We start from the raw sequence: 22,194 nt of genomic DNA, 5'->3' as shown, positions 1-22,194 counted from the left end.
CCCTTCAAGCAGGTCAGAGGCGCTCCGCAGGCCCCGTCGCCGGCAGCCCGGCCGTGCAGCACCTCACCCCGCGTGCCGGCCCGTGCAGCACCTCACCCCGCGTACCGGGCCGTGCAGCACTCACCCCGCGTACCGGAGGGACGCCACCTCGCCGAAAGGTGCGAGCTCCGCTCAGGACCCGGGGTGGGCCACCGGCGGCGGCCCCACCCCGTGGACCCTGGCGGAACCGCGGCGCGACAGCAGGCGGTCACGGTAGATTTCGAGGTGATCGTCGCCGCGTACCGCGGGGACGGTCATGCGACTCCTCACCCTCCGCGCGGACGACTGAAGGACGACACGCATGACGTACGAGTGGCGCGGCCCTGTCCGGCCGTCCGGACGGCGGGCGGGATCGGGCGCCCTCGTCGCCATCAGCGACCTGCACATCCACTATCAGGAGAACCGGCGGATCGTGGAGGGCCTGCGCGCCGAGTCCGACGACGACTGGCTGCTCGTCGCCGGTGACGTCGGCGAGGTCGTGGACGACGTCGCCTGGGCGTTGGGACTGCTCGCCGAGCGGTTCGCGAAAGTCGTCTGGGCGCCCGGCAACCATGAACTGTGGACCCCGCGCCACGACCCCGTTCAGCTCCGGGGCGAACAGCGCTACCAGCACCTGGTGGACATCTGCCGGTCCCTGGGCGTCGTCACCCCGGAGGACCCGTATCCGGTGTGGGAGGGGGACGGCGGGCCCCTGGTGATCGCCCCGTTGTTCCTGTTGTACGACTACACCTTCCGGCCGCCGGGTGTGACCTCCAAGGAGGCCGCGCTCGAACGGGCCGAGGCGGCGGGCGTGGTGTGCACCGACGAGTTCCTGCTCCACCCCGACCCGTACGCCGGCCGCGAGGACTGGTGCCGGGCGCGCCTCGCGCTCACCGAGGAACGCCTGGCGGCGCTCCCGTCGGACGCCCGCACCGTGCTCGTCAACCACTTCCCGCTGGTGCGGGACCCCACCGAGGTGCTGTGGTGGCCGGAGTTCGCCCTGTGGTGCGGCACCGAGGCGACCGCCGACTGGCACCGCCGGTTCCGCGCCGCCGCCGTCGTCTACGGGCACCTCCACATACCGCGGACCATCCACAAGGACGGAGTGCCGTTCGAGGAGGTGTCGCTCGGCTACCCCCGCGAGTGGCGCCGCCGCACCACGCCGCCCGGCCGGCCGGTCCGCATCCAGCTCGCAGCCTCCGCGACCCCGACGGACGCCAGATGACCGAACGCCCGGCCGAGCCCCATGGCGGCGGGAGGGGCGATGCGGGCTTCCGTGCTCGCGCTGCGGGTCAGCGGTCCAGGCCGGTGGGTGTCCTGCGTGGCTTCAGGGGTACGGAGGGCAGCGTCGGCGCCGGCAGCCGGTCGCCGTCGTAGCCCACGACCGCGCCGAACCGGTCCGACGCGTTCTCCCAGTCCCGGCGCGCCTCGGCGATGTCGTCGTGGGTGCGGCCGATGAAGTTCCACCACATGACGATCTCCTCGCCGAACGGCGGGCCGCCCAGCAGGACGAGCCGTGCGGGGCCGGCCGCGTCGTTCTCGAGGGTCAGCGTCGTACGGCCCGGTGTCGCGTAGCCCAGCTCGGTCGGCCGCAGGGGCGTGCCGTCGACGTGGATGTCGCCCGCGTCGACCAGGACGCCGTGCTCGAAGCCGGGGTCCACGTCCAAGGTGACCGAGGCGCCCGGCGCCAGGGACAGTTCGGCGCCCAGCAGCGGAGTGAACGTCCGTACCGGCGAGGTGGCGCCCGCCAGCGAGCCGAGGAAGACCCGTGCCTCACCGCCGTCGAGCCGCACCGGCTCGGGAACATGGTGCTGGAAGTCGCGTGCCGCGCCCCGGTGCTCCTCGGGGAGTGCCACCCACAGCTGCACACCGTGCAGCAGCGACGTCCGGGGCGTGGAGACCTCCGAGTGGCAGATGCCGTGGCCGCCCGTCATCAGGTTCAGTTCACCCGGCCGCACGAAGGCGTGGCTGCCGAGGCTGTCGCGGTGCTCGATCTCGCCGCTGAACAGCCAGCTCACCGTCTGGAGGCCGGTGTGCGGGTGCGGGGCGACATCCATGCCGCCGGTCAGCGACACGTCGTCGGGGCCGTAGTGGTCGGCGAAGCACCACGCCCCGATGAGCGTCCGCGCCCGCTGGGGCAGCGTGCGTCGCACGGTCATCGCGCGCGGACCGCCGAGCGGCACGGCGCGCGCGGTCAGGACCTCGACGCCGGGCCGCGCCGGCTCGGCCGTCTCCGATCCGCAGGTCATCTCGGCGGGGCGTGTTTCCGTGTTGCTCACCGTGGGAGCCCTCTCTCGCCCGGGAAAGTCTCAATAGTAGTTCGACATTCAACATTTACATGATGATGATAGGCCCATCATGACCGTCCACGCGATCAAGGAGTACCAGTGACACAGGCGTCAGGGCCGGGTGCGGAGACCGGCAGGCGGGTCTTCCTCGACAAGCAGCACCCCGCCGCGTACCGCGCGCTGACCGCCACGGCCGAGGCGGTGCGGGCCGCCGCGGCGAGCGCGGGACTCGACCGGGTCCTGGTCGAGCTCATCAATGTCAGGGTGTCACAGCTCAACGCGTGCGCCTACTGCCTCAGTCTGCACACCCGTGCCGCCCTGCGCGCGGGCGAGACGACGCAGCGGCTGGGTGTGCTGGCGGCCTGGCGGGACACCGAACTGTTCACCGCCAGGGAGCGCGCCGCGCTCGCCCTGGCCGAGGCCACCACCCACCCGGCGGACGCGGCCGCGCAGAGCACCGCCTACGCCGAGGCGCGGGCCGTACTGACGGAGGACGAGATCTCCGCCGCGATCTGGGCGGCGATCACCATCAACGCCTTCAACCGCCTCTCCGTGATGAGCAAGCACCCCGTGCGACTCCCGGCGCCCGACACGGCGTGACCCCGCCCCGGCGCCATGACCCCTCCCCGCCCGGCGTGAACCCGGCGGCGGCGCCGTGACCCCGCCCCGGCCCCTCGGCCTCCGCGCGGGGCGTCCCCGGGGTGTGACCGCGGGCCCGCGGCCGCGACCCGCCCCCGGGTGTGGCGCGCACCCCCCCGGCGTCGACGTGCCGCGGCCACGGGGGCCTGCCAGGCTGGAGTGTGGTGCTGCCCGCGGGGCGGCCGGGCGGGTGGCCGGGGCCGCCATGACCTGCGTGGACGGGCGGGGAATCGGCGGGGGAGCCGTACCGTTGAGCCGGGTAGTTGAATGCTTAACTAAGAGGAAGTGGTCCACCATGCAGTTCGGCATCTTCACGGTCGGCGACGTGACGACCGACCCGACCAACGGGCGCACCCCCACCGAACACGAGCGGATCAAGGCCACGATCGCCATCGCCCGCAAGGCCGAGGAAGTGGGCCTCGACGTGTTCGCGACCGGTGAGCACCACAACCCGCCCTTCGTGCCGTCCTCGCCGACCACCCTCCTCGGATACCTCGCGGCCGTCACCGACCGCATCACCCTGTCGACCTCGACGACGCTGATCACCACCAACGACCCGGTGAAGATCGCCGAGGACTACGCGTACCTCCAGCACATCGCCGACGGCCGCGTCGACCTGATGATGGGGCGCGGCAACACCGGACCGGTCTACCCCTGGTTCGGCAAGGACATCCGCCAGGGCATCCCGCTGGCCGTCGAGAACTACGCGCTGCTGCACAAGCTGTGGCGGGAGGACGTGGTGGACTGGGAGGGCACCTTCCGCACACCGCTGCAGGGCTTCACCTCCACCCCGCGCCCGCTGGACGGCGTCCCGCCGTTCGTGTGGCACGGTTCGATCCGCTCGCCGGAGATCGCGGAGCAGGCCGCGTACTACGGCGACGGCTTCTTCCACAACAACATCTTCTGGCCCATGTCCCACACCCGGCAGATGGTCGCCCTCTACCGGAAGCGGTACGCCCACTACGGCCACGGCACCCCCGAGCAGGCCATCGTCGGTCTGGGCGGCCAGGTCTACATGCGCAAGAACTCCCAGGACGCCGTACGCGAGTTCCGCCCCTACTTCGACAACGCGCCCGTGTACGGCCACGGCCCGTCGCTGGAGGAGTTCACCGAGCAGACCCCGCTCACCGTCGGCTCCCCGCAGCAGGTCATCGAACGCACCCTGGGCTTCCGCGACGCGGTCGGCGACTACCAGCGCCAGCTGTTCCTGATGGACCACGCGGGACTGCCGCTGAAGACGGTCCTCGAACAGCTCGACATCCTCGGCGAGGAGGTCGTGCCGGTGCTGCGCAAGGAGTTCGCGAGCATGCGCCCGCCGGGCGTCCCGGAGAGCGCTCCGGTCCACCCGGCCGTCACCGCCGCCCGCGAGGCCGCCACCGGCAGCGCCCCGGAGGCCGAGCCCGCCGGCCGGGCCGGCTGAGCGACCGCAGCAGGCCCCGACACCCCACGCGGTCCCACCTGCGCGGGCAGTGCGGGGCCTGCCGACGCCTCGATGCGTCGGTTCGGCGGAGCCGGCCGGGCGTCGAACACCGTGCCCGCCGCGAGACCTCCGCCCGGCACCGGACGTGCGTCGACGGTCGGGCGCCCCGCGGCACGGTCCCGTGCCGGGCCGGCGGGTCCTCGGCCCGCACGGCGGGATCCTCCGCGCCGGCGGCCTGAACCGCCGGCGCGCGACCGGGGCCGGGGTCAGGCCGTCGCCGGGGTGTAGACGATGACCGTCTCCTCGCAGGGCCCGTCGGCGAACGTCTTCAGCGTCTCCAGCTCCACCTCGTCCACCGACAGCCCCCAGCGCAGCTTCGTCGCGATCCACTCGGACAGATAGCGGCAGTACTGGCCCTGCGCGGTCGGCAGCCAGTCCGCCGGATCCTGGTCGGCCTTGGCGCGGCGGGCGCGCGCGGTGACGGCGACCAGGGACGCCTCGGCGCCCTGGTCGTTCGCGTACGCCTCACGGCGCGCCGCGCTCCAGTTCCGGGCGCCGGAGTCCCACGCCTCGGCCGGCGGCACCAGGAAGTCGACCTCCAGGGCGGCGGCATCGCCGACCTTCTGCCCGTCGTAGTACGACACCCAAGCCCCGCCGCGGATCGCGCACCCGGCTCCGACGGCCGGCGCCTCGACGGCCTCGGCGAGGAGTACCTCGCCGCGCGTGTCGCAGCCGTCGTCGGGGTCCAGCCCCGCGTTCCAGTGCGGGAACGCGCCGGGGGTGTAGCCGTCGCGGACCTCGGCCTCCACGGTGAACTGCCCGAGCGCGTCGGGCAGCAGCACCACCTCCGACGCCCGCGCCGGCCCGGCCGCGGGGGAGAGGAGGGAAACGGCGATCAGAGCGAGCGCGGTCAGGCCGCGCGGAATCCAGGTGACCATGCGCCCTGCCTACGGCACGCCCCGCGCCGCCCCGCCGGAAACCGTCGCCGTGCCACCCGTACGCATGACCCGCGGGCCCGGCGAAACGTTCCGCGCCGGATGACGCCCCTCACCCACACCGGTGAGAGGGAACCGCGGCCCGTGTCAGCGCGGCCCCGCAGCCGGCCCGCCGCGCCCGCGCCGCGCGTACGCCCCGGGCGGCACCCCCACCGCGGCCGTGAAGTCCCGGCTCAGATGCGCCTGGTCGCTGTAGCCGAGCTCGGCCGCCAGCAGCGCCCAGTCAGGCGCCCGCCCGGCCGACTCGGCGCGCTCCAGAGCCTCGTGCACCCGGTAGCGCAGCACCACCCACTTCGGGCTCACCCCCACGTGCGCCGCGAACAGCCGCTGCAGCGACCGCGCCGACACCCCCTCCAGCTCGGCCAGTTGGGACACGCGCCGGATCGTGCGGTCGGTACGGACCCGCTCCACCAGCGCCATGGCCCGCGCCGCCCCCGGGGTGAGCCGCGGCGCGAGGCCCAGCAGGAACGCGTCCAGCGCGGCCACCGCGCCGTCGTCACCCGCCGCCAGGACCGCCTCCGCCAGGTCCGAGGCGCATCGCCGCGCCCGGCCCTCCTGCCCACCGGACCCGCTGCCGCCGCGCCCGGCGGTCCCGCCCACGGCGCCGAGCGCGGCGCGGGCGCGGCCCCCGGCGCCTCCCGCGCTCCTGGGCCCGCTCCCGCCGTACGCCGTCGCGGCCCCGCGTAGGGCCGCCCCGCCCGGGCCAGGGCCCAGGTCCGCGTACGCCTCCGCCAGCGGGACCCGCCGCCCCGTCCAGTACCCGGCCGGCCTGCCGGGCGCGAACGGCCGGAAGCCACCCGGCCGGAACTGCACGCCGCACACCCGGCCCCGGCCCTCCAGCTTCTGCGTGAACAGCTCCAGGCCCACCCCGGCCACCTCGCCCCACGCGGCCTCGTCGCCGTACCGCTGGAAGACCAGGTTCACCGACGGATGCGGCACCACATGCGTCGCGTACGGCTCGGCCAGGTCCCAGTCGATCAGCCAGTAGTGCTCCAGGAACGGCCGCAGCCCCTCCGCGGGCTCCCGCCTCCGGAACCGCACCCGCGCCAGCAGCTCACGGGCCTCGACGATCCCCCTCGTGTCCCGACGCGTCCCGGCCATGCGGCCGATGGTAAGGCGACGCGTCCCGTGTGAGGGGTGTCGCGTTTCTTCAAGATCCCCGCCAGTGCCCTTCGTTACGGTCGGGGCCATGACGAAACCACTCAGCGAACTGCTCCGCACGGCGGCCGAGCGGTCCCTGCCCGTCGTCCGCGCCATCCCGGACGAGGCCCTGTCCGCCCCCACGCCGTGCGGTGAGTACGACGTGCGCCGGCTGCTCGCGCACCTCCACCAGGTCGTGGTCAACTTCCAGTCACTGGCGGCGAAGCGGGACGTCGACTTCTCCGCCGAGGCCGAGGACGTGTGCCTGCGCCCCGGCTGGCGGGACGTCCTCACGGCCGAGACCGCCGCGCTGGTGGACGCGTGGGGCGCGCCCGGCGCGGAGGAGGGGACGACCGGAGCGATGGGCCTGCCCGCGGGCGTGGTCGGGCGGATGGTCCTCGGCGACCTGGTCATCCACGCCTGGGACCTCGCCCGCGCCACCGGCCAGGAGTACGCCCCCGACCCGGCCGTGGTCGACGATGTGCTGGAGGCGTTCCAGCAGCTCGCGCCGACCGGCCGGGCCATGGGCGCGTTCGGGCCGGAGCATCCGCTGCCCGACGCGGGCGCGGGGGCGTCCCCCTGGGAGCGGCTGCTCGCCCTGACCGGCCGCGACCCGGCCTGGACGCGCCCCGCGTGAGCCGGCTGCCGGGCCGCGCGGGCGGGACGGCCCTGGCCACCCGCCGCGTTGCCCGGCATCATGGCGGCATGGAGACACCGCACACCGACTGGATCACCGTCGCGGCGTACGAGAACCTGCCGGGCCGCCCCCACCCGATGGCGGCGACGCGCGCTTGACTGCGCGACCGCGGCATCGACTGGATGCCCTTCGCCCCGCACGAGATCACCGTGGGGCTGGCCTGCGGCATCGGCCCTGACGGGCACTGGCACGGCTGGTTCGACGTCCGTGTACACCCCGACGCGCTGCGCCGGCTCGGCCTCCACCCGGAGCAGCCGACCGCACGGGTCACCGGACCCTCGCCGCCCGGCTGGTGGCACGCCGCGGCGGAACGCGCGGCCCGCTGACCGTCCCCTCCCACCCGGTACGCGGACCGCTCCCGGGCCCTGACGGGACCGTCCCCGGGCCCTGCCCGCACCGCTCCCGGGCCCTGCCCGGACCGTCCCGGCCCCTGGCCGGACCTCCCCCCCCGCCGGCCGGCCGCCCCAGGAGCCCCTGAGGTGGTCGGTCCGGCCGCGCGGACCGGACCCCGTGCCGGGGGCTACGTCAGCGGCTTGTACATGTGGACGTCCTCCGCGCCGCCGGGTATCCCGAGCGTCCGTCCCGTCTCGACGTACCCGTGGCGCTGGTAGAACTCCGGGGCCTGGAAGGTGAACGACGACACGCACGCGCGGTCGCAGCCGCGCCGCCGCGCCTCCTCCTCGGCGGCCCGCAGCAGCCGGCTGCCCCAGCCGCCGTGCCGGCTGTCCTCGCGCACCCACAGCATGTCGATGCCGAGCAGGCCGCCCCAGGTCCAGGCGGTGAGCCCGCCGATCAGTTCCCCCGCCTCGTCCACGGCCTTGACCGACAGGCTCCCCTGGTCGGCGGCGGTGGTGCCGGTCGCCGGGAAGTTGACCGCGTCGAGTCCCTGCGACAGCCGCTCGGCGAGGTCGCGGTCCTGATGGCCGACGCTCAGCCCGGCCTCCGAATGATCATGAGTCATGCGCCAGAGCATGGCACGCGCCCGAGCCGGTGGCCACGGGGAATCCCAGCGGGGCGCGCCCGCACCCGGAGGCCCGCCCTGGCAGGCCCCCGTGCCCGCACACCCTCCCGCCCTCCCGTCCGCGCCCGCCCGGGTCCCGCGCCACGGGGCCGCGGCCGACCGGACCGGTTCGCCGCCGGATCAGGGCAGGGATCAGGCGGACTCCGCGTCCGTCAGCGCCGGGTGCCGCGGGCGTACCGGCTGGACGCTCTCCAGCGAGGTGCGGAAACCGCGCAGTCCCTCCAGCAGCGAGGCGCGCGCCGACGGCGGCATGGCGGCGATGGACGCCGTGAGGACCTCCTCGCGGCGGACCCGCAGATCCCCGAGGTACGCCTTGGCCGGATTCGTCAGCCGCAGCTCCAGCTCCCGGCGGCTGACCGAGCTGGGGAACCGCTCGACGAAGCCCAGCGCCTCCAGCCGGTCGCACAGGCGGCTCACCGACGAGGGCGCCGACCCGAGCAGTTCGCTGAGCGTGCGGAGATTGATCCCGTCCTCGCGCTCCAGCGCGTACAGCACCCTCAGCTGGGTCGCCGAGACGGGAGCCGGTGACACCATTTCCCGGCCGTGCTCCCAGAGGATCTCCAGCAGTTCGATGACCTCGCCCGCCGCCCGGGCGGCGGCCTCGCTGGACCCGTGCGCGGATGATGTGGGATTGGCGTCCATCAGTGCACTCCCGATCACACGTAGTCGGCTCACGGCGCCGGCCCCGCACCGCAATGCCCAGGAGGAAACGCACTGCGCGCGCGGCGCACCATCGACGACGGGGCGCTTGCCCGCGGAGCAACCTTATCTTTCCGCCATTTGCCCGCCCAAGGACACGGCCCCGCACCGGCGTGGAGGCGGCCCGCCGGGCCCGCGTCCGGCCCGCGCCCAGCCGCCCCCGACCCGTGCCCGGACCGCACGCTCCCTGCCGGGCCCGTGTCCGGCCCGCGCGGGCACGCGCCCCGGCAGTCCGCCCGCAGTCTCGGGAGTCATTTCGGGGGTTTGATCGTTTTCCGCGCGAGAGGCTGTCGTACGGCCGACCCGTCCGTTCCCAGCACGCATGGTGAACACGGTAGGCTGGCGACATTTGCCGCATGACAATGGTTCGCGGGGCCTTCCGCGTACCACGGCCAGCGCTCACGAGGATGGTCATGACTGACACGGTCGAGAATCCCCGCCCTGCGCGCCCGCGCAAGCGTCAGACGGGCGCGGTCGGCGAACAGGAGCTGCGCAAGCTGCTGGCCGGTCTGACGGCGGTACGGGACGGGGACTTCGGCACGCGCCTGCCCGAGGGCGCGGACGGCCTCCTCGGCGAGATCGCCACCGTCTTCAACGGCATGGTCGACCAGCTGTCCCTGTTCACCTCCGAGGTGACGCGCGTCGCCCGCGAGGTCGGCACGGAGGGAACGCTCGGCGGCCAGGCCGTCGTGCCCGGCGTCTCCGGCACCTGGGCCGACCTGACGGACTCCGTCAACGCCATGGCCGGCAACCTCACCACCCAGGTCCGCGACATCGCGCAGGTGGCGACGGCGGTCGCCAAGGGCGATCTGTCGCAGAAGATCGACGTGGACGCGCGGGGCGAGATCCTGGAGCTGAAGAACACCATCAACACGATGGTGGATCAGCTCTCGGCGTTCGCGGACGAGGTGACGCGCGTCGCCCGTGAGGTGGGTACGGAGGGTCGGCTGGGCGGTCAGGCGGACGTCAAGGGCGTCTCCGGCACCTGGCGCGACCTGACCGACTCGGTGAACTTCATGGCCGGCAACCTCACCGCGCAGGTGCGGTCCATCGCGCAGGTGGCGACGGCGGTCGCCAAGGGCGATCTGTCGCAGAAGATCGACGTGGACGCGCGGGGCGAGATCCTGGAGCTGAAGAACACCATCAACACGATGGTGGATCAGCTCTCGGCGTTCGCGGACGAGGTGACGCGCGTCGCCCGTGAGGTGGGTACGGAGGGCCGGCTCGGCGGTCAGGCCGACGTCAAGGGCGTCTCCGGCACGTGGAAGGACCTCACCGAGTCCGTCAACGTCATGGCGGACAACCTCACCGCCCAGGTGCGCTCCATCGCCGAGGTCACCACCGCCGTCGCGCGCGGTGACCTGTCGCAGAAGATCCGCGTGGACGCCCGCGGCGAGATCCTCGCCCTCAAGGAGACCATCAACACGATGGTCGACCAGCTCTCCGCCTTCGCCGACGAGGTGACCCGCGTCGCCCGCGAGGTCGGCACCGAGGGCAACCTCGGCGGCCAGGCGACCGTACGGGGCGTCTCCGGCACCTGGAAGGACCTCACGGACAACGTCAACGTGATGGCGTCCAACCTCACCGGGCAGGTGCGGTCCATCGCGCAGGTCGCGACCGCCGTCGCCAAGGGCGACCTCTCGCAGAAGATCACCGTCGAGGCCAAGGGCGAGGTCGCCGCGCTGGCCGGGGTCATCAACACGATGGTCGACACCCTCTCGGCGTTCGCCGACGAGGTGACCCGCGTCGCCCGCGAGGTGGGCACCGAGGGGATGCTCGGCGGCCAGGCCCGCGTGCCCAACGTCGCGGGCACCTGGAAGGACCTCACCGACAACGTCAACTCGATGGCGAACAACCTGACCGGCCAGGTCCGCAACATCGCCCTCGTCACCACCGCCGTCGCCAACGGCGACCTGTCGAAGAAGATCGACGTCGACGCGCGCGGCGAGATCCTCGAACTGAAGACGACCATCAACACGATGGTCGACCAGCTGTCCTCCTTCGCCGCCGAGGTCACCCGCGTCGCCCGCGAGGTCGGCAGCGAGGGCCGGCTCGGCGGCCAGGCCGAGGTGGAGGGCGTCTCCGGCACCTGGAAGCGCCTCACCGAGAACGTCAACGAGCTCGCCGGCAACCTCACCCGACAGGTCCGCGCCATCGCGGAAGTGGCCAGCGCCGTCGCCGAGGGCGACCTCACGCGCTCCATCACCGTCGAGGCGTCCGGCGAGGTCGCCCAGCTCAAGGACAACATCAACGCGATGGTGGGGTCCCTGCGCGAGACGACCCGCGCCAACGAGGAGCAGGACTGGCTCAAGACGAGCCTCGCCCACATCACCGGGCTGATGCAGGGCCACCGCGACCTGCCGACCGTGGCCGGCATGGTCATGCAGGAGCTCACCCCGCTCGTCTCCGCCCAGTACGGCGCCTTCTACCTGGCCGAGGAGACGGCGGACGGCACCGAGCTGCGGCTGGTCGGCTCGTACGGCCGCCCCGTCGGCGACAAGCTGCCCGACTGCTTCCGCCTGGGCGAGGCACTCGTCGGCCAGGCGGCGCTGAGCCGGCGCACCATCGCCGCCGACGGCGTGCCCGGCCAGTACATCAGCATCACCAGCGGCCTGGGCGAGATGACGCCCGGCAGCATCATCGTCCTGCCGATCATGGTGGAGGAGCAGGTGCTCGGCGTCATCGAGCTGGCCTCCTTCACCCCCTTCACCGGCGTCCAGCGGGACTTCCTCGAGCAGCTCATGGAGATGCTCGGCGTCAATGTGAACACCATCGTCGCCAACGCCCGCACCGACGAGCTGCTGGAGGAGTCCCAGCGGCTGACCGCCGAGCTCCAGGCGCGCTCCGAGGAGCTCCAGGTCCAGCAGGAGGAGCTCCAGCGGTCCAACGCCGAGCTGGAGGAGAAGGCGGCCCTGCTCGCCGACCGCAACCGCGACATCGAGCGCAAGAACCTGGAGATCGAGCAGGCCCGCCAGGAGCTGGAGGCGCGGGCCCAGCAGCTGTCCCTCGCGTCGAAGTACAAGTCGGAGTTCCTGGCCAACATGAGCCATGAGCTGCGCACCCCGCTCAACAGCCTGCTCATCCTCGCCCAGCTGCTCGCCCAGAACCCCACCCGCAACCTGACGCCCAAGCAGGTCGAGTACGCGGGCATCATCCACTCCGCGGGCTCCGACCTCCTCCAGCTGATCAACGACATCCTCGACCTGTCCAAGGTCGAGGCGGGCAAGATGGACATCAACCCCGAGCGGGTCCCGCTGCGCGGCCTCCTCGACTACGTCGAGGCCACCTTCCGGCCCATGACCACGCAGAAGGGCCTCGACTTCGCCATCACCACCGCGCCCGGTGTGCCCACCGACCTCCTCACCGACGACTCCCGGCTGCGCCAGGTCCTGCGCAACCTGCTGTCGAACGCGGTGAAGTTCACCGAGCACGGCCGCGTCGAGCTGCTCATCGAACCGGTCCCCGCGGGCGAGGTCCCCGCCACGGTCGCGCGGAACGACGGCCCCGTCGCCGCCTTCCGGGTGAAGGACACCGGCATCGGCATCGCGGAAGAGCAGCTGGAGAGCATCTTCGGCGCGTTCCAGCAGGCCGACGGCACCACGAGCCGCAAGTACGGCGGCACCGGCCTGGGCCTGTCCATCAGCCGGGAGATCGCCCACCTCCTCGGCGGCGCCATCACCGCGGAGAGCCTCCCCGGCCAGGGCAGCACCTTCACCCTGTACCTCCCGGTCGCCCGCACGGACTTCAGCGCCGAACCGGGCCACGCCCCGAAGGACGCCGCCGCCCTGGACAGCGAGCCCTCCGAGGAGCCCGCGGGCGGGACCCGGCGGGCGATCGCCGCCGCGCCGCGCCCCCGGCCCACACGCCGCCTGCTGGTGATAGAGGAGCGGCCGCGCGGCCTGCTGTCCCTCGTCGCCGAGAGCGCCGTCGCCGAGGTCGGCGGCGGGGACGGGCACCCCGGTGACGGGGTGGACCTGGAGGTCATCGCCGCCGTCGGCGCCCAGGAGGCCGCCGCCGCCCTCGCCACCGAGCCGTTCCACTGCGTCGTGCTGGAGCTCGACATGGCGGACGGCGAGGCCCTGCGGTTCCTCGACGCCATGGACGGCGACGCGGCGCTGCGCACCGTGCCCGTACTGGCCCACACCGGCCGCCGCCACGACAACGACCAGGAGCAGGCCCTGCGGCAGCGCGCCGCCCGGCGCCCGCTGGAGGTCCTGTCCAGCCTGGACGAGCTGCGCGAGCGCATCGCCCTGCACCTGTCCGCCGAGCAGCCCGGCAACGTGGTCGTGCCGCTCGTCCGCACGGAGGACGTGGCCGCCGCCGCCCAGGAGCCGCTCCACGAGGTGGACGACGCGCTGCGGGGCCGTACCGTCCTCGTCGTCGACGACGACGCCCGCAACCTCTACGCGCTCAGCGGCATCCTGGAGCTCCACGGGCTGCGCGTGCTGCACGCGGAGAACGGCCGCAAGAGCATCGAGACACTGCGCGAGCACCCCGAGATCGACCTCGTCCTGATGGACGTGATGATGCCGGAGATGGACGGGTACGCGGCGACGGCCGAGATCCGCCGCATGCCCGAGTACGCCGCACTGCCCGTCATCGCCGTCACCGCGAAGGCGATGCCCGGCGACCGGGAGAAGAGCATCATGTCCGGCGCCAGCGACTACGTCACCAAGCCGGTCGACGCGCACGACCTGATCGCCCGCGTCCGCCACTGGATGCGCGTACGGGCCACCGGGGCGGAGTCCGCGCGATGACCTCCCCCGATACCCGAAGCGGCGCCGAGCCCATGGGCACGCCCTACGCGCCGGACACGGCCGGCCCCGTGGCGGACCTCGCCACGGGCGGGGCCGCCGAACTGGCCGTCCCGTCCACCGCGGACCTCTCCCCGGCGGCCGGGAACGAGCGGAACGCCGTGGCCGGCCCGGCGGGCCAGGGCTCCGCCGCGGGCCGGACCGAACATGACTCCGCGGTGGGCCGGCTGGCCGCCACCGTGGACCGGCTGCGGGCCGAGGTCCGCGCCGCGCAGGCCGCCGCCGACGGCCGGGCGCTCATCGAACTCGCCAAGGGCGTGCTCATCGAACGCCTCCGCTGCGGACCGGCGCAGGCCGCTCGGCAGCTGTCCGAGCTGGCCGAGCAGGCAGGTGTGGCGCCGCTGGAACTGGCGGCGGACATCGTCAACCAGGCCGCCCGCGACCATGTCGCCGATGTCGTCGACGACTTCGTCCGCCGCACCGGCGGCAAGCCAGGCGACGACGACGGCGCCGTGTCCGTGGGTGTGCGGCTGCGCACCGCGGAGAGCGCCGCCCTCGCCGCGGGGGACACCCAGCGGGTGGTCGAGTCGCTGCTCGAACACGCCCTGGCGCCGCTCGGAGCGACCGGCGCCGCCGTGTGGACCGCCGGCGCCGACGGCTCCCTCACCCTCTCCGGCCACGCCGGGTTCAACGCCGAGGAGGCCGGCCGCTGGTGGTATGTGCCGCCGGGCGTGGCCACCGTCGCCCGGCGGGCCCTCGACGACCGCGAGACCGTACGGATCACCTCGCTCGCCGAGTCGGGCGTCCCCTCCATCGGCCGCGCCGACTTCCCCCACGGCGGCCGCGTCGCCATGCCCGCCGGCACGGGCGGCCGCGTCCACGGCGTGCTGGAGATCTGCTGGCCGTCCCCGCTGGGACCCCAGCCGCAGCCCGTCGTACGGCAGCTCGAGGCGCTCGCCGAACTGTGCGCGCACACCCTGGAGACCCTCCCGGCTCCCACCGCGCACCGGCCCGGCGTGTCACGGGAGTACGCCGACGTGTCCGAACTGGTGGACCTCGCCGACGGCCTGTACGACCCGGCGCTGGTCCTGACCCCGCACCTGGACGCGGAGGGGCGGCTCGCGGACTTCCGCATCCGCCACGTCAACCACCACTTCCAGGACCCCGCCGGCCGCCCGCGCTCCGCCGTCACCGGCGCGCTGCTGCTGGAGGCGTACCCGATGGCCGCCGGCGAGAGCGAACTCTTCGGCAAGATCGAGCGCGTCTACGCCACCGGTGAGCCCTTCCGCGCCCGCCGCACCACCCTGACGGCGCTGGTCGACCAGGTGCCGCTCGCCGTGTTCGCCGACATCAGCGTCAGCCGGCACGGCGCCGGGGTCCTCCTCATCTGGCGCATCGAGGACGAGGCGGCCCGTCTCGCCAGCCTCCTCCAGCACGCCCAGCGCCTGGGCCGCGTCGGCGGCTTCGAGGAGAACCTGACGACCGGTGAGATCACCTGGAACGGCCAGCTGTTCTCGCTCTACGGCCGCCCGCAGACCGAGGGCCCCGTGTCGCTGCAGGACCTCGCCTCGTACGCCCACCCGGACGACGGGGTCGCCATCGGCCGGTTCCTGCGCGGCGTGCTGCACCACGGCCGTTCCGACACGGTCGCGTTCCGGCTCAGCCGGCCCGACGGCGTGACCCGGCACATCCGGGTCATCGCGGAGCCCGTGCTCGACACCGACGGCCGCCTCGTCGCGGTGCGCGGCGCCTACCAGGACATCTCGTCGCAGCACTGGACCGAGGTGGCGCTCGCCGCGACCCGCGACCAGCTCGCCCAGACCGAGCAGGAGGCCGCCGAACGCAACCGGCTGGCCCTCCAGCTGCAGCACGCGATCATGCCGCCCACCCGGTCCCCGCTCAACGCGCCCGGCCTCGACGTCGCCGTCCGCTACCGGCCCGCCGAGTCCGAGTCGCTCGTCGGCGGCGACTGGTACGACACGGTCGTGCTGCCCTCCAAGCAGATCCTCCTGTGCGTCGGCGACGTCGCCGGTCACGGCATAGAGGCGGCCACGGGCATGGTGGTCCTCCGCAACGCCATGCGCGGCCTCGCCGTCACCGGCGCGGGGCCCGCCCAACTGCTGGCCTGGCTCAACATGGTGGCCCACCACCTCACCGAGCAGGTCACCGCCACCGCCGTGTGCGGGGTGTACGACCCGGTGACGCGCGTCCTGCGCTGGGCCAGGGCCGGTCACCTGCCGCCGGTGCTGGTGCGCGCGGAGGAGGCCGAGCCGCTTCCCATGCCGCAGGGCCTGCTCCTGGGCGCGCTCGCGGAGGCGGAGTACGAGGAGGCCGAGGTCACCCTGGAGCCGGGCGACTCGCTGCTGATGTACACCGACGGCCTGGTCGAGCGACGCGACACGGCCGTGCAGGACTCGCTCACCCAGCTCCTGACCACGGCACGCGGCCCGGCTCCGTCCCTCGGACACCGCCTGGACCGACTGCTCACGCACAGCCGGTCGGACACGGACGACGACACCTGCCTGATCGGCATCCACATCGAGTAGCAGCCGCGACGGGGCGGGCCCTGGACCCCCGGGCCCTGGTCCGCCCCGGACCGGTCCGCCCTGGACCGGTGCCCGAAGCCCACGCACCGCAACCACCCCGCGTCAGGGGAGGGGCCCGGCCAAACCGCTGGTGGCCGGCCCCCTCGGCGCGCGAGGATGCAGCCATGCGCGATGTCGCCACCGATCCCGAGCTCATGGACCTGGCCCGACGGTTCGTCGCGCCCGGCCGGCGGTACCTGAAGCTCGGTGGAAGCGCGCTACGGCTGAGCGGAGCCGAGCGTGAGCTGTTCGTCAGGGAGCTGGTCCAGGCCGCCGCGGAGATCACCCCCGCTGAGCTCGGCATCCTTCTCGAAGGCGGCTGGCGAGAGCGCAAGACCGCCTCCTGGCTGATCGCCGTAGCCCGCAGGACGGGGTTCCGCAGCCGTATCGGCGAACTGCTGCTGGCCAGTGACGGTCCGTACGGCGGGTCCTACTGCACCACTCTCGCCTCCTTCGGCACCGGCGAGGACGCCGACCTGATCTGCGCCTACCTCGACCGCTACCTGCCCCGACCCGACCTCGTCCACGACCGGACCTTCGCTCTCGGCACCCTCCTTCACCTGGACGCGGTCCTCGGGACCGAGCGGGCATCCCCCTACCTGGCCCCCGGCGGCCTGTGGCAGCGGTGGACCGACGCCAGGCCGGACACGGCCTGGGATCCGCACGAGTCCCGACAGATCGTGGACCAGGTCTGCTCCTTCGCCCACGAGTGCGCGGAGCTCTTCGCCAGGACGGCGACCACGGACTGAGGGCTGACCCGGCCGGAGGGCCGGCTCCGCCACGCCGGAGGATCAGCTCCCTGAGCCGGCCCCCCTGGTGGGGCAAGCGCCTGCATGGCCTGCCGCCATACGCCAGTCGCGTGCACCTGGAGCCCGCGGGGCCAGGGATGCCCGGCCTGCTCGAAACGGGGAGCGGGAGGTTACAAGATAAGTGGGCAAGTGCGGGACCACACCTGACACTTGTTGTCCGGCAACTGTTGTCATACGGCTAGAATCAGGCCGGCTCCCGCCCCGAGGGGAACGCTCTTTCCACCAGGAACGGGCCGGAAGCCGTACGAGCAGACGCACGAGAAGACGGATGACGTGGAAGAGATCGCTGCTTTGGAGCGGGCCTTGCGCCGCGCCGCGCCGCACACCCTGCCCGAGGTCGTGAGGACCGCCCTCACGGAGCGGTACGGCGCCCGCCACGTGAGGCTGCGCATGGTGGACTACGGCATGCGGTCCCTGCAGGACGTCGAAACCCCCGCATGGGTGAACGAGCCGGTACCCGTCCACGGCAGCCCGCAGGGGCGCGCCTTCGGCTCCCAGGAGCCGTACGTCCTCGGTGATTCCGACACCGGCCCCGTCGAGGTCCACCTCCCCGTCACCATCCGGGGCGACCGCCTGGGTGTGCTCTCCCTGGAACTGCCGCGCCATACCGACGTCCGGGCCGCCCTTCCCGCGCTGGAGCAGGTCTGCGACGCGCTGGGGCACGAGATCCTCGTCGCCGAACGCGACACCGACGTCTACGTCCTGGCGCGGCGGGCCACCCGGCTCACCCTCGCCGCCGAGATGCAGTGGCAGCTCCTGCCCGGCCGGTCCTGCACCCGACCCGAGTTCGCCCTCGGTGCCCAACTGGAGCCCGCCTACGCGGTCTTCGGCGACAGCTACGACTGGTCCGTGTCCTCCGAGCACCTGACCCTCACGGTGGCCAACGGCATGGGCGAGGGCATCGACGCCGCCCTGCTGACCAACCTCGCGGTGAACGCGCTGCGCAACGCCCGGCGTGCCGGTCTCGACCTCGCCGGCCAGGCCGCCCTGGCCGACCAGGCGGTCTACGCGCAGTACCGGGGCCGCGCGCATGTGTCGATGCTGCTGCTCCGATTCGACCTCGCCACCGGGGAGGTGGAGGCCGTGGACGCCGGCTCGCCCCGGATGTGGCGCCTGCGCGGCGGCACCGTGGCGGCCCATCCCTTCGACGCGCAGCTACCGCTCGGCATGTTCGAGGACACCGTCTACACCCCGGAGCACTTCACCGTGCTGCCCGGCGAGCGGCTGCTGTTCGCCAGCGACGGCGTGTACGACGCGGTGTCGCCCGGGGGCGAGCCGTACGGCGAACGGGCCCTGCCGCGCGCCCTCACCGCCACGCGGCTCCTGCCTCCGCCGCAGGTGCCCGGTGCCGTCCTGCGCGCGCTGTCGGAACATCACGGCAATCCCCCCTTGGACGACGACGCCCTCGTCGTGTGCCTCGACTGGTACGGACGGGAGCGGCCGGACGGCGCGGCTGCCTCGGGCTGACCCCTTCCACCCCTGTGAACACCGAGCGGGCGCGGGGGGTTTCACGCGGCCCGTCGATGCTTCTGGCCGGTGCCGGTGCCGGTGCCGGTGCCGGTGCCGGGGGAGGCGGGGGCGGACCTGGCGCCCCCGTGAATCAGGCGCAGATGACGCGGTCGGGCATGGCGCCGGCGGTCGGGCGTCCCGCCGCCGAGCCAGTCTTCGAAGCGGTCCATGCCGTACAGCAGCACTCCCATGAGGGGCAGCAGCAGGCAGGCGGTGATGATCACGGTTCGGCTCCCTCGTAGTGGAGGACCCGCTCCGGGTACCCCGAGCCCCGGACGGCACGCGCCCCGCGGCCCCGGCGGCGGTTCCCGCCCGCGACGCCCGCCCGTACAGCCGAAGCAGAGGCAGCCGGGCAACAGCCGCGCACAAGAAGGAGGCCCCGTCACCGGGACAGGTGAGTGACGGGGCCTGGAGCCCGGCGCCGGTCGGGGGGAAGCGGCGCCGGGCCCGGGTCACTCCCTGGTGCCCCCGATCCGCACCGGTATGCAGGCGGGTTCCAGGGATTCTCCGCGCGCTGCCGTCGCCCGGCGCGGGCCCCGCCGGGAGGAGCGGTGGACGGGGAGCCCCGGCGGGGTGCCGTCCACCGGGACGGGGCGCGTCGGAGCCGTACGGGATCAGGGCTGTGGCGTGCGGCCGTCGTAGCGGAGGAAACCGGGGCGGGCCAGCGCCAGGACGCTCACGGCCACCACGCAGGCGACGCCCCCGGCGACCACGGCGGTCGTCGGTGAGAACACGTCACCGACCGTACCGGCGAGGAAGTCGCCGGCCCGGGGACCGCCCGCGACCACGACGATGAAGACGCCCTGGAGACGGCCCCGCATCTCGTCGGGGACCGCGCTCTGCAGCACGGTCGAACGGAACACCATGGAGATGGTGTCCGCGCACCCCGCCACGGCGAGGAACAGCAGGCCCAGCCACAGGTCGCGGGTCAGGCCGAACACGGCCACCGCCGCGCCCCACGCGGCGACCGACAGGACGATGGCCAGGCCGTGGCGGTTGATCCGGCCGAGCCACCCGGAGAACACCCCGCCCAGCAGCGCGCCCACCGCGGGCGCGGCGACCAGCAGGCCGGTCGTCCGGGCGTCGCCCCCGTAACTGAGCACGGCCAGCGCGGGGAACAGCGCCCGCGGGTGGGCGAGGATCATCGCGCAGAAGTCCGTGTAGAACGTCATCCGCACGTTCGGACGCGTCGCCAGGAAGCGCAGCCCGTCGAGGACGGACGCCCGCTTCGCGTCGTCGGTCCGCAGCGGCGGCATCGCCGGCAGCCGCCACATCGCGTACAGGGCGGCGGTGAACGCGACGGCGTCGATCAGATACGCGGCCTCGTACCCCCACGCCCCGACGACGACCCCGCCCAGCATCGGACCCACCAGCGAGCCGGACGTCGTGGTGATCGACGACAGGGCGTTGGCCGCCGGGAGCTGCTCCTTCGGCAGCAGGCGCGGGATCATCGCCTGCCGGGCGGGGGAGTTGACCGCCCCGCACACGGCCTGCAGCGCCACCACCGCGTAGAGGAACCCCACATGGTGGAACCCGGCGAGGGTGCCCGCGGCCAGCACCACCGACAGCGCGGCCAGACCCACCGCGCTGACCAGCCCCAGGCGCCTGCGGTCGACCCGGTCCGCCACGGCGCCCCCGTACAGGCCGAACGTGACCAGCGGGACGAGGGAGAACAGGCCGACGAGGCCCACCGAGAAGGTGGACCGCGTCAGGTCGTACACATGCAGGGAGACCGCGAGGGTGGTCATGCCCTGGCCGGTCCAGGAGATGGTGTTGCCCACCCACAGGCGCCGGTAGTCCGGGCTGGTGCGCAGGGGCGTCAGATCGGCGAGCAGTCGCCGCCGGACGGGCGGCGGTTCCTCGGTGCCGTGCGTCGTACCGGTGTCGGAGGTCTTGCTCACCGGTGCGCCCGTCCGGCGCGGGCGGGTATGGCGTGGTGTCGTCGCATGGACCGCAGTATAGGAGCGAAGTAACCTGCGGTCCTTACGAGTTTGTGGCCGTCCCGATCCTGGGGGCGCCGGTGGCCGTCGCGGTTTTCGGGGATCCGGCGGCCGTCACGCCCCGGTGACCGGCCCGACGGCCTTGTCGGTGTGGGCGGCTCAGCGCCAGCCGAAGCGTCGGTCGACCACCGCGGCGAACTCCTCCAGCGTCAGCACCGCGTCCCCGTTCTGGTCGGCGCTGTCGAACAGCGCCGACGACGCGTCGGTGTCGCCCAGACCCCAGAACGGCAGATCGCCCGCCGCGGCCAGGGTCGGCCCCTTCGTCCGCAGGGCCGTGATCACCTCTTCGCGGGTCAGCGTCCCGTCGTTGTCGAGGTCCAGCGCCTCGAACAGCTTCCGGGCCTTGTCACTGGTCACGTCGTTCGTGTCCCCTTCGTCACCGGTCGGTCTGCCACGCTCGCGCGGGAAGACGCGTCCCGGCCCGTGCGGGTTGCCTCGCGCCGGCTGCCGGCCGCCCGGGCGCATCCGCCCGTACGATGGCGCGCGCGGGGCCGGCCGCCGGGTGCAGCGGGTGTCGCCACGAACAGAGGGAGGAGACGCTGTGCTGCATCTGCGGGTCATCGTGCCGGCCGACCGGACCGACGACATCGTACGGCTGGTGGAGGGCCGGGTCGGCTGCACGCACCTCGCGGTGCTGTCCGGCGCGGCCCGCGACCCCGCGGGTGACATCGTCATGTTCGACGCGGCCCGCGAGGCCGGCGACGAGGTGATCGCCGAGCTGCGGTCCATGGGCCTCGACGACGTCGGCGCGATCGGCGTGGAGAACGTCGACCTGACGCTGTCGAAGCGGGCCGAGGAGGCGGAGAAGGAGGCCCCCGGAGAGGCGGCCGACGCGGTGCTGTGGGAGCAGTTGTCCGACGCGACCCGCGAGGAGTCCACGCTCTCGGTCACGTACATCGCGTTCCTGGCACTCGCCACGATGATCGCCGCGTGCGGTGTGGTGCTGGACAACGCGATCCTCATCGTCGGGGCGATGGCGGTGGGTCCCGAGTTCGGGCCGCTCGCGGGGATCTGCACGGCACTCGTACGGCGTGCCCCGAGCCTGGCGTGGCGGTCCCTGGTGGCGCTGCTCGTCGGCTTCGCGGCCGCCATGGCGATCACGGTGGTCTTCAGTCTCTTCATGGACGCCGTGGGGCTGTTCTCCATGGACCGGCTGAACGGCGAGCGGCCGAACACGGGCTTCATCTACGCACCGGACTGGTTCTCGTTCGTCGTCGCGATCCTGGCGGGCGTCGCCGGGACGCTGTCGCTGACGTCCTCGAAGTCGGGCGCGCTCGTCGGCGTGGCGATCTCCGTGACGACCGTCCCCGCCGCGGCGAACGCGGCCGTCGCCCTCTCGTACGGGGCGTTCGGCCAGACACGCGGTTCGACGGAACAATTGCTGCTGAACCTGCTCGGCATCATCGTCGCCGGCACCCTGACCCTCCTGTTCCAGAAGGCCCTGTGGTCCAGGCGGCGGCGCCGGGAGGCACCGGAGCCGACCGGTCCGTGACCACCATCGCCGGGCGGTCGCGGCCTCGCGCCACGGCGGGCCCGGCCCCGGTGCCGAGGCTCCGCGGGGGACATGCGGCCGGGGAGGGTGTCGACGAGAGCCCCCGCGCGGTGCCGATATTCGCTGTG

18 protein-coding genes are annotated in these 22,194 nt (G+C 73.5%); 10 read left to right on the top strand and 8 right to left on the bottom strand.

The window, feature by feature from the left end:
* The first annotated feature begins 340 nt into the window (after positions 1 to 340).
* Complete coding sequence (locus ACSUPT_RS00710; RefSeq protein WP_436943175.1) at positions 341 to 1,243, top strand: metallophosphoesterase family protein; 903 nt, start codon at positions 341 to 343, stop codon at positions 1,241 to 1,243.
* Between the two features lie 67 nt (positions 1,244 to 1,310).
* Here the strand turns inward: ACSUPT_RS00710 and ACSUPT_RS00705 are convergent, their stop codons facing one another.
* Entirely contained in the window at positions 1,311 to 2,297 is a 987-nt protein-coding gene (locus ACSUPT_RS00705; RefSeq protein WP_351965203.1) for a pirin family protein, read from the bottom strand.
* 108 nt (positions 2,298 to 2,405) lie between these two features.
* On the opposite strand from ACSUPT_RS00705, the gene ACSUPT_RS00700 reads away from it, so the two are divergent.
* Positions 2,406 to 2,906, top strand: a complete 501-nt coding sequence (locus ACSUPT_RS00700; RefSeq protein WP_436943173.1) for a carboxymuconolactone decarboxylase family protein — start codon at positions 2,406 to 2,408, stop codon at positions 2,904 to 2,906.
* 334 nt (positions 2,907 to 3,240) lie between these two features.
* Entirely contained in the window at positions 3,241 to 4,365 is a 1,125-nt protein-coding gene (locus ACSUPT_RS00695; RefSeq protein WP_436943172.1) for an LLM class flavin-dependent oxidoreductase, read from the top strand.
* A 266-nt stretch (positions 4,366 to 4,631) separates the two neighbouring features.
* On the opposite strand, the gene ACSUPT_RS00690 is transcribed toward ACSUPT_RS00695, so the two are convergent.
* Complete coding sequence (locus ACSUPT_RS00690) at positions 4,632 to 5,303, bottom strand: HNH endonuclease (RefSeq protein WP_351965200.1); 672 nt, start codon at positions 5,301 to 5,303, stop codon at positions 4,632 to 4,634.
* Between the two features lie 144 nt (positions 5,304 to 5,447).
* Positions 5,448 to 6,461: a DUF6597 domain-containing transcriptional factor gene (locus ACSUPT_RS00685; RefSeq protein ID WP_436943171.1), complete on the bottom strand. Its 1,014-nt coding sequence runs from the start codon at positions 6,459 to 6,461 to the stop codon at positions 5,448 to 5,450.
* Positions 6,462 to 6,549: 88 nt separating this feature from the next.
* Between ACSUPT_RS00685 and ACSUPT_RS00680 the strand changes: the two genes are divergently transcribed.
* Positions 6,550 to 7,137, top strand: coding sequence for a TIGR03086 family metal-binding protein (locus ACSUPT_RS00680; RefSeq protein WP_351965198.1), 588 nt, complete (start codon positions 6,550 to 6,552; stop codon positions 7,135 to 7,137).
* A 182-nt stretch (positions 7,138 to 7,319) separates the two neighbouring features.
* On the top strand, positions 7,320 to 7,523 hold the full coding sequence (locus ACSUPT_RS00675; protein WP_351965197.1) for a hypothetical protein: 204 nt from the start codon (positions 7,320 to 7,322) through the stop codon (positions 7,521 to 7,523).
* 194 nt (positions 7,524 to 7,717) lie between these two features.
* Here the strand turns inward: ACSUPT_RS00675 and ACSUPT_RS00670 are convergent, their stop codons facing one another.
* Both ACSUPT_RS00670 and ACSUPT_RS00665 read right to left on the bottom strand, forming a co-directional pair.
* Complete coding sequence (locus ACSUPT_RS00670; RefSeq protein ID WP_351965196.1) at positions 7,718 to 8,158, bottom strand: GNAT family N-acetyltransferase; 441 nt, start codon at positions 8,156 to 8,158, stop codon at positions 7,718 to 7,720.
* Between the two features lie 192 nt (positions 8,159 to 8,350).
* On the bottom strand, positions 8,351 to 8,860 hold the full coding sequence (locus ACSUPT_RS00665; RefSeq protein ID WP_351965195.1) for a MarR family winged helix-turn-helix transcriptional regulator: 510 nt from the start codon (positions 8,858 to 8,860) through the stop codon (positions 8,351 to 8,353).
* A gap of 470 nt (positions 8,861 to 9,330) precedes the next feature.
* Here ACSUPT_RS00665 and ACSUPT_RS00660 point away from each other — a divergent pair, with 470 nt between their 5' ends.
* From ACSUPT_RS00660 to ACSUPT_RS00645, 4 genes are all read left to right on the top strand, one after another.
* Positions 9,331 to 13,674, top strand: a complete 4,344-nt coding sequence (locus tag ACSUPT_RS00660) for a HAMP domain-containing protein (RefSeq protein WP_436943170.1) — start codon at positions 9,331 to 9,333, stop codon at positions 13,672 to 13,674.
* On the top strand, positions 13,671 to 16,217 hold the full coding sequence (locus ACSUPT_RS00655) for a SpoIIE family protein phosphatase (protein WP_436943168.1): 2,547 nt from the start codon (positions 13,671 to 13,673) through the stop codon (positions 16,215 to 16,217). The genes ACSUPT_RS00660 and ACSUPT_RS00655 overlap by 4 nt, the downstream gene beginning before the upstream one ends.
* Before the next feature lie 164 nt (positions 16,218 to 16,381).
* Complete coding sequence (locus ACSUPT_RS00650) at positions 16,382 to 17,005, top strand: DUF6000 family protein (RefSeq protein WP_436943167.1); 624 nt, start codon at positions 16,382 to 16,384, stop codon at positions 17,003 to 17,005.
* 333 nt (positions 17,006 to 17,338) lie between these two features.
* On the top strand, positions 17,339 to 18,532 hold the full coding sequence (locus ACSUPT_RS00645) for a PP2C family protein-serine/threonine phosphatase (RefSeq protein ID WP_436943166.1): 1,194 nt from the start codon (positions 17,339 to 17,341) through the stop codon (positions 18,530 to 18,532).
* Positions 18,533 to 18,573: 41 nt separating this feature from the next.
* Here the strand turns inward: ACSUPT_RS00645 and ACSUPT_RS00640 are convergent, their stop codons facing one another.
* From ACSUPT_RS00640 to ACSUPT_RS00630, 3 genes are all read right to left on the bottom strand, one after another.
* Complete coding sequence (locus ACSUPT_RS00640) at positions 18,574 to 18,798, bottom strand: hypothetical protein (protein WP_365726590.1); 225 nt, start codon at positions 18,796 to 18,798, stop codon at positions 18,574 to 18,576.
* A gap of 390 nt (positions 18,799 to 19,188) precedes the next feature.
* Positions 19,189 to 20,409, bottom strand: coding sequence for an MFS transporter (locus ACSUPT_RS00635; protein WP_436946153.1), 1,221 nt, complete (start codon positions 20,407 to 20,409; stop codon positions 19,189 to 19,191).
* Positions 20,410 to 20,673: 264 nt separating this feature from the next.
* Positions 20,674 to 20,931: an EF-hand domain-containing protein gene (locus ACSUPT_RS00630; RefSeq protein ID WP_351965188.1), complete on the bottom strand. Its 258-nt coding sequence runs from the start codon at positions 20,929 to 20,931 to the stop codon at positions 20,674 to 20,676.
* Between the two features lie 184 nt (positions 20,932 to 21,115).
* On the opposite strand from ACSUPT_RS00630, the gene ACSUPT_RS00625 reads away from it, so the two are divergent.
* Positions 21,116 to 22,066: a DUF389 domain-containing protein gene (locus ACSUPT_RS00625; RefSeq protein ID WP_436943164.1), complete on the top strand. Its 951-nt coding sequence runs from the start codon at positions 21,116 to 21,118 to the stop codon at positions 22,064 to 22,066.
* Positions 22,067 to 22,194 lie beyond the last annotated feature (128 nt).

The organism is Streptomyces sp. SudanB25_2051, from assembly GCF_964272635.1.
Taxonomy (GTDB): Bacteria; Actinomycetota; Actinomycetes; order Streptomycetales; family Streptomycetaceae; genus Streptomyces.
The sequence above is the reverse complement of the archived record's forward strand: the minus strand, read 5'-3'. Positions and strand labels throughout refer to the sequence as shown.

Coding starts and splice junctions, on each gene's coding strand:
- ACSUPT_RS00675 (WP_351965197.1), top strand. CDS start 7,320: ATGCCCTTCGCCCCGCACGAGATCACCGTGGGGCTGGCCTGCGGCATC.
- ACSUPT_RS00690 (WP_351965200.1), bottom strand. CDS start 5,303: ATGGTCACCTGGATTCCGCGCGGCCTGACCGCGCTCGCTCTGATCGCC.
- ACSUPT_RS00695 (WP_436943172.1), top strand. CDS start 3,241: ATGCAGTTCGGCATCTTCACGGTCGGCGACGTGACGACCGACCCGACC.
- ACSUPT_RS00685 (WP_436943171.1), bottom strand. CDS start 6,461: ATGGCCGGGACGCGTCGGGACACGAGGGGGATCGTCGAGGCCCGTGAG.
- ACSUPT_RS00660 (WP_436943170.1), top strand. CDS start 9,331: ATGACTGACACGGTCGAGAATCCCCGCCCTGCGCGCCCGCGCAAGCGT.
- ACSUPT_RS00670 (WP_351965196.1), bottom strand. CDS start 8,158: ATGACTCATGATCATTCGGAGGCCGGGCTGAGCGTCGGCCATCAGGAC.
- ACSUPT_RS00710 (WP_436943175.1), top strand. CDS start 341: ATGACGTACGAGTGGCGCGGCCCTGTCCGGCCGTCCGGACGGCGGGCG.
- ACSUPT_RS00665 (WP_351965195.1), bottom strand. CDS start 8,860: ATGGACGCCAATCCCACATCATCCGCGCACGGGTCCAGCGAGGCCGCC.
- ACSUPT_RS00655 (WP_436943168.1), top strand. CDS start 13,671: ATGACCTCCCCCGATACCCGAAGCGGCGCCGAGCCCATGGGCACGCCC.
- ACSUPT_RS00680 (WP_351965198.1), top strand. CDS start 6,550: ATGACGAAACCACTCAGCGAACTGCTCCGCACGGCGGCCGAGCGGTCC.
- ACSUPT_RS00650 (WP_436943167.1), top strand. CDS start 16,382: ATGCGCGATGTCGCCACCGATCCCGAGCTCATGGACCTGGCCCGACGG.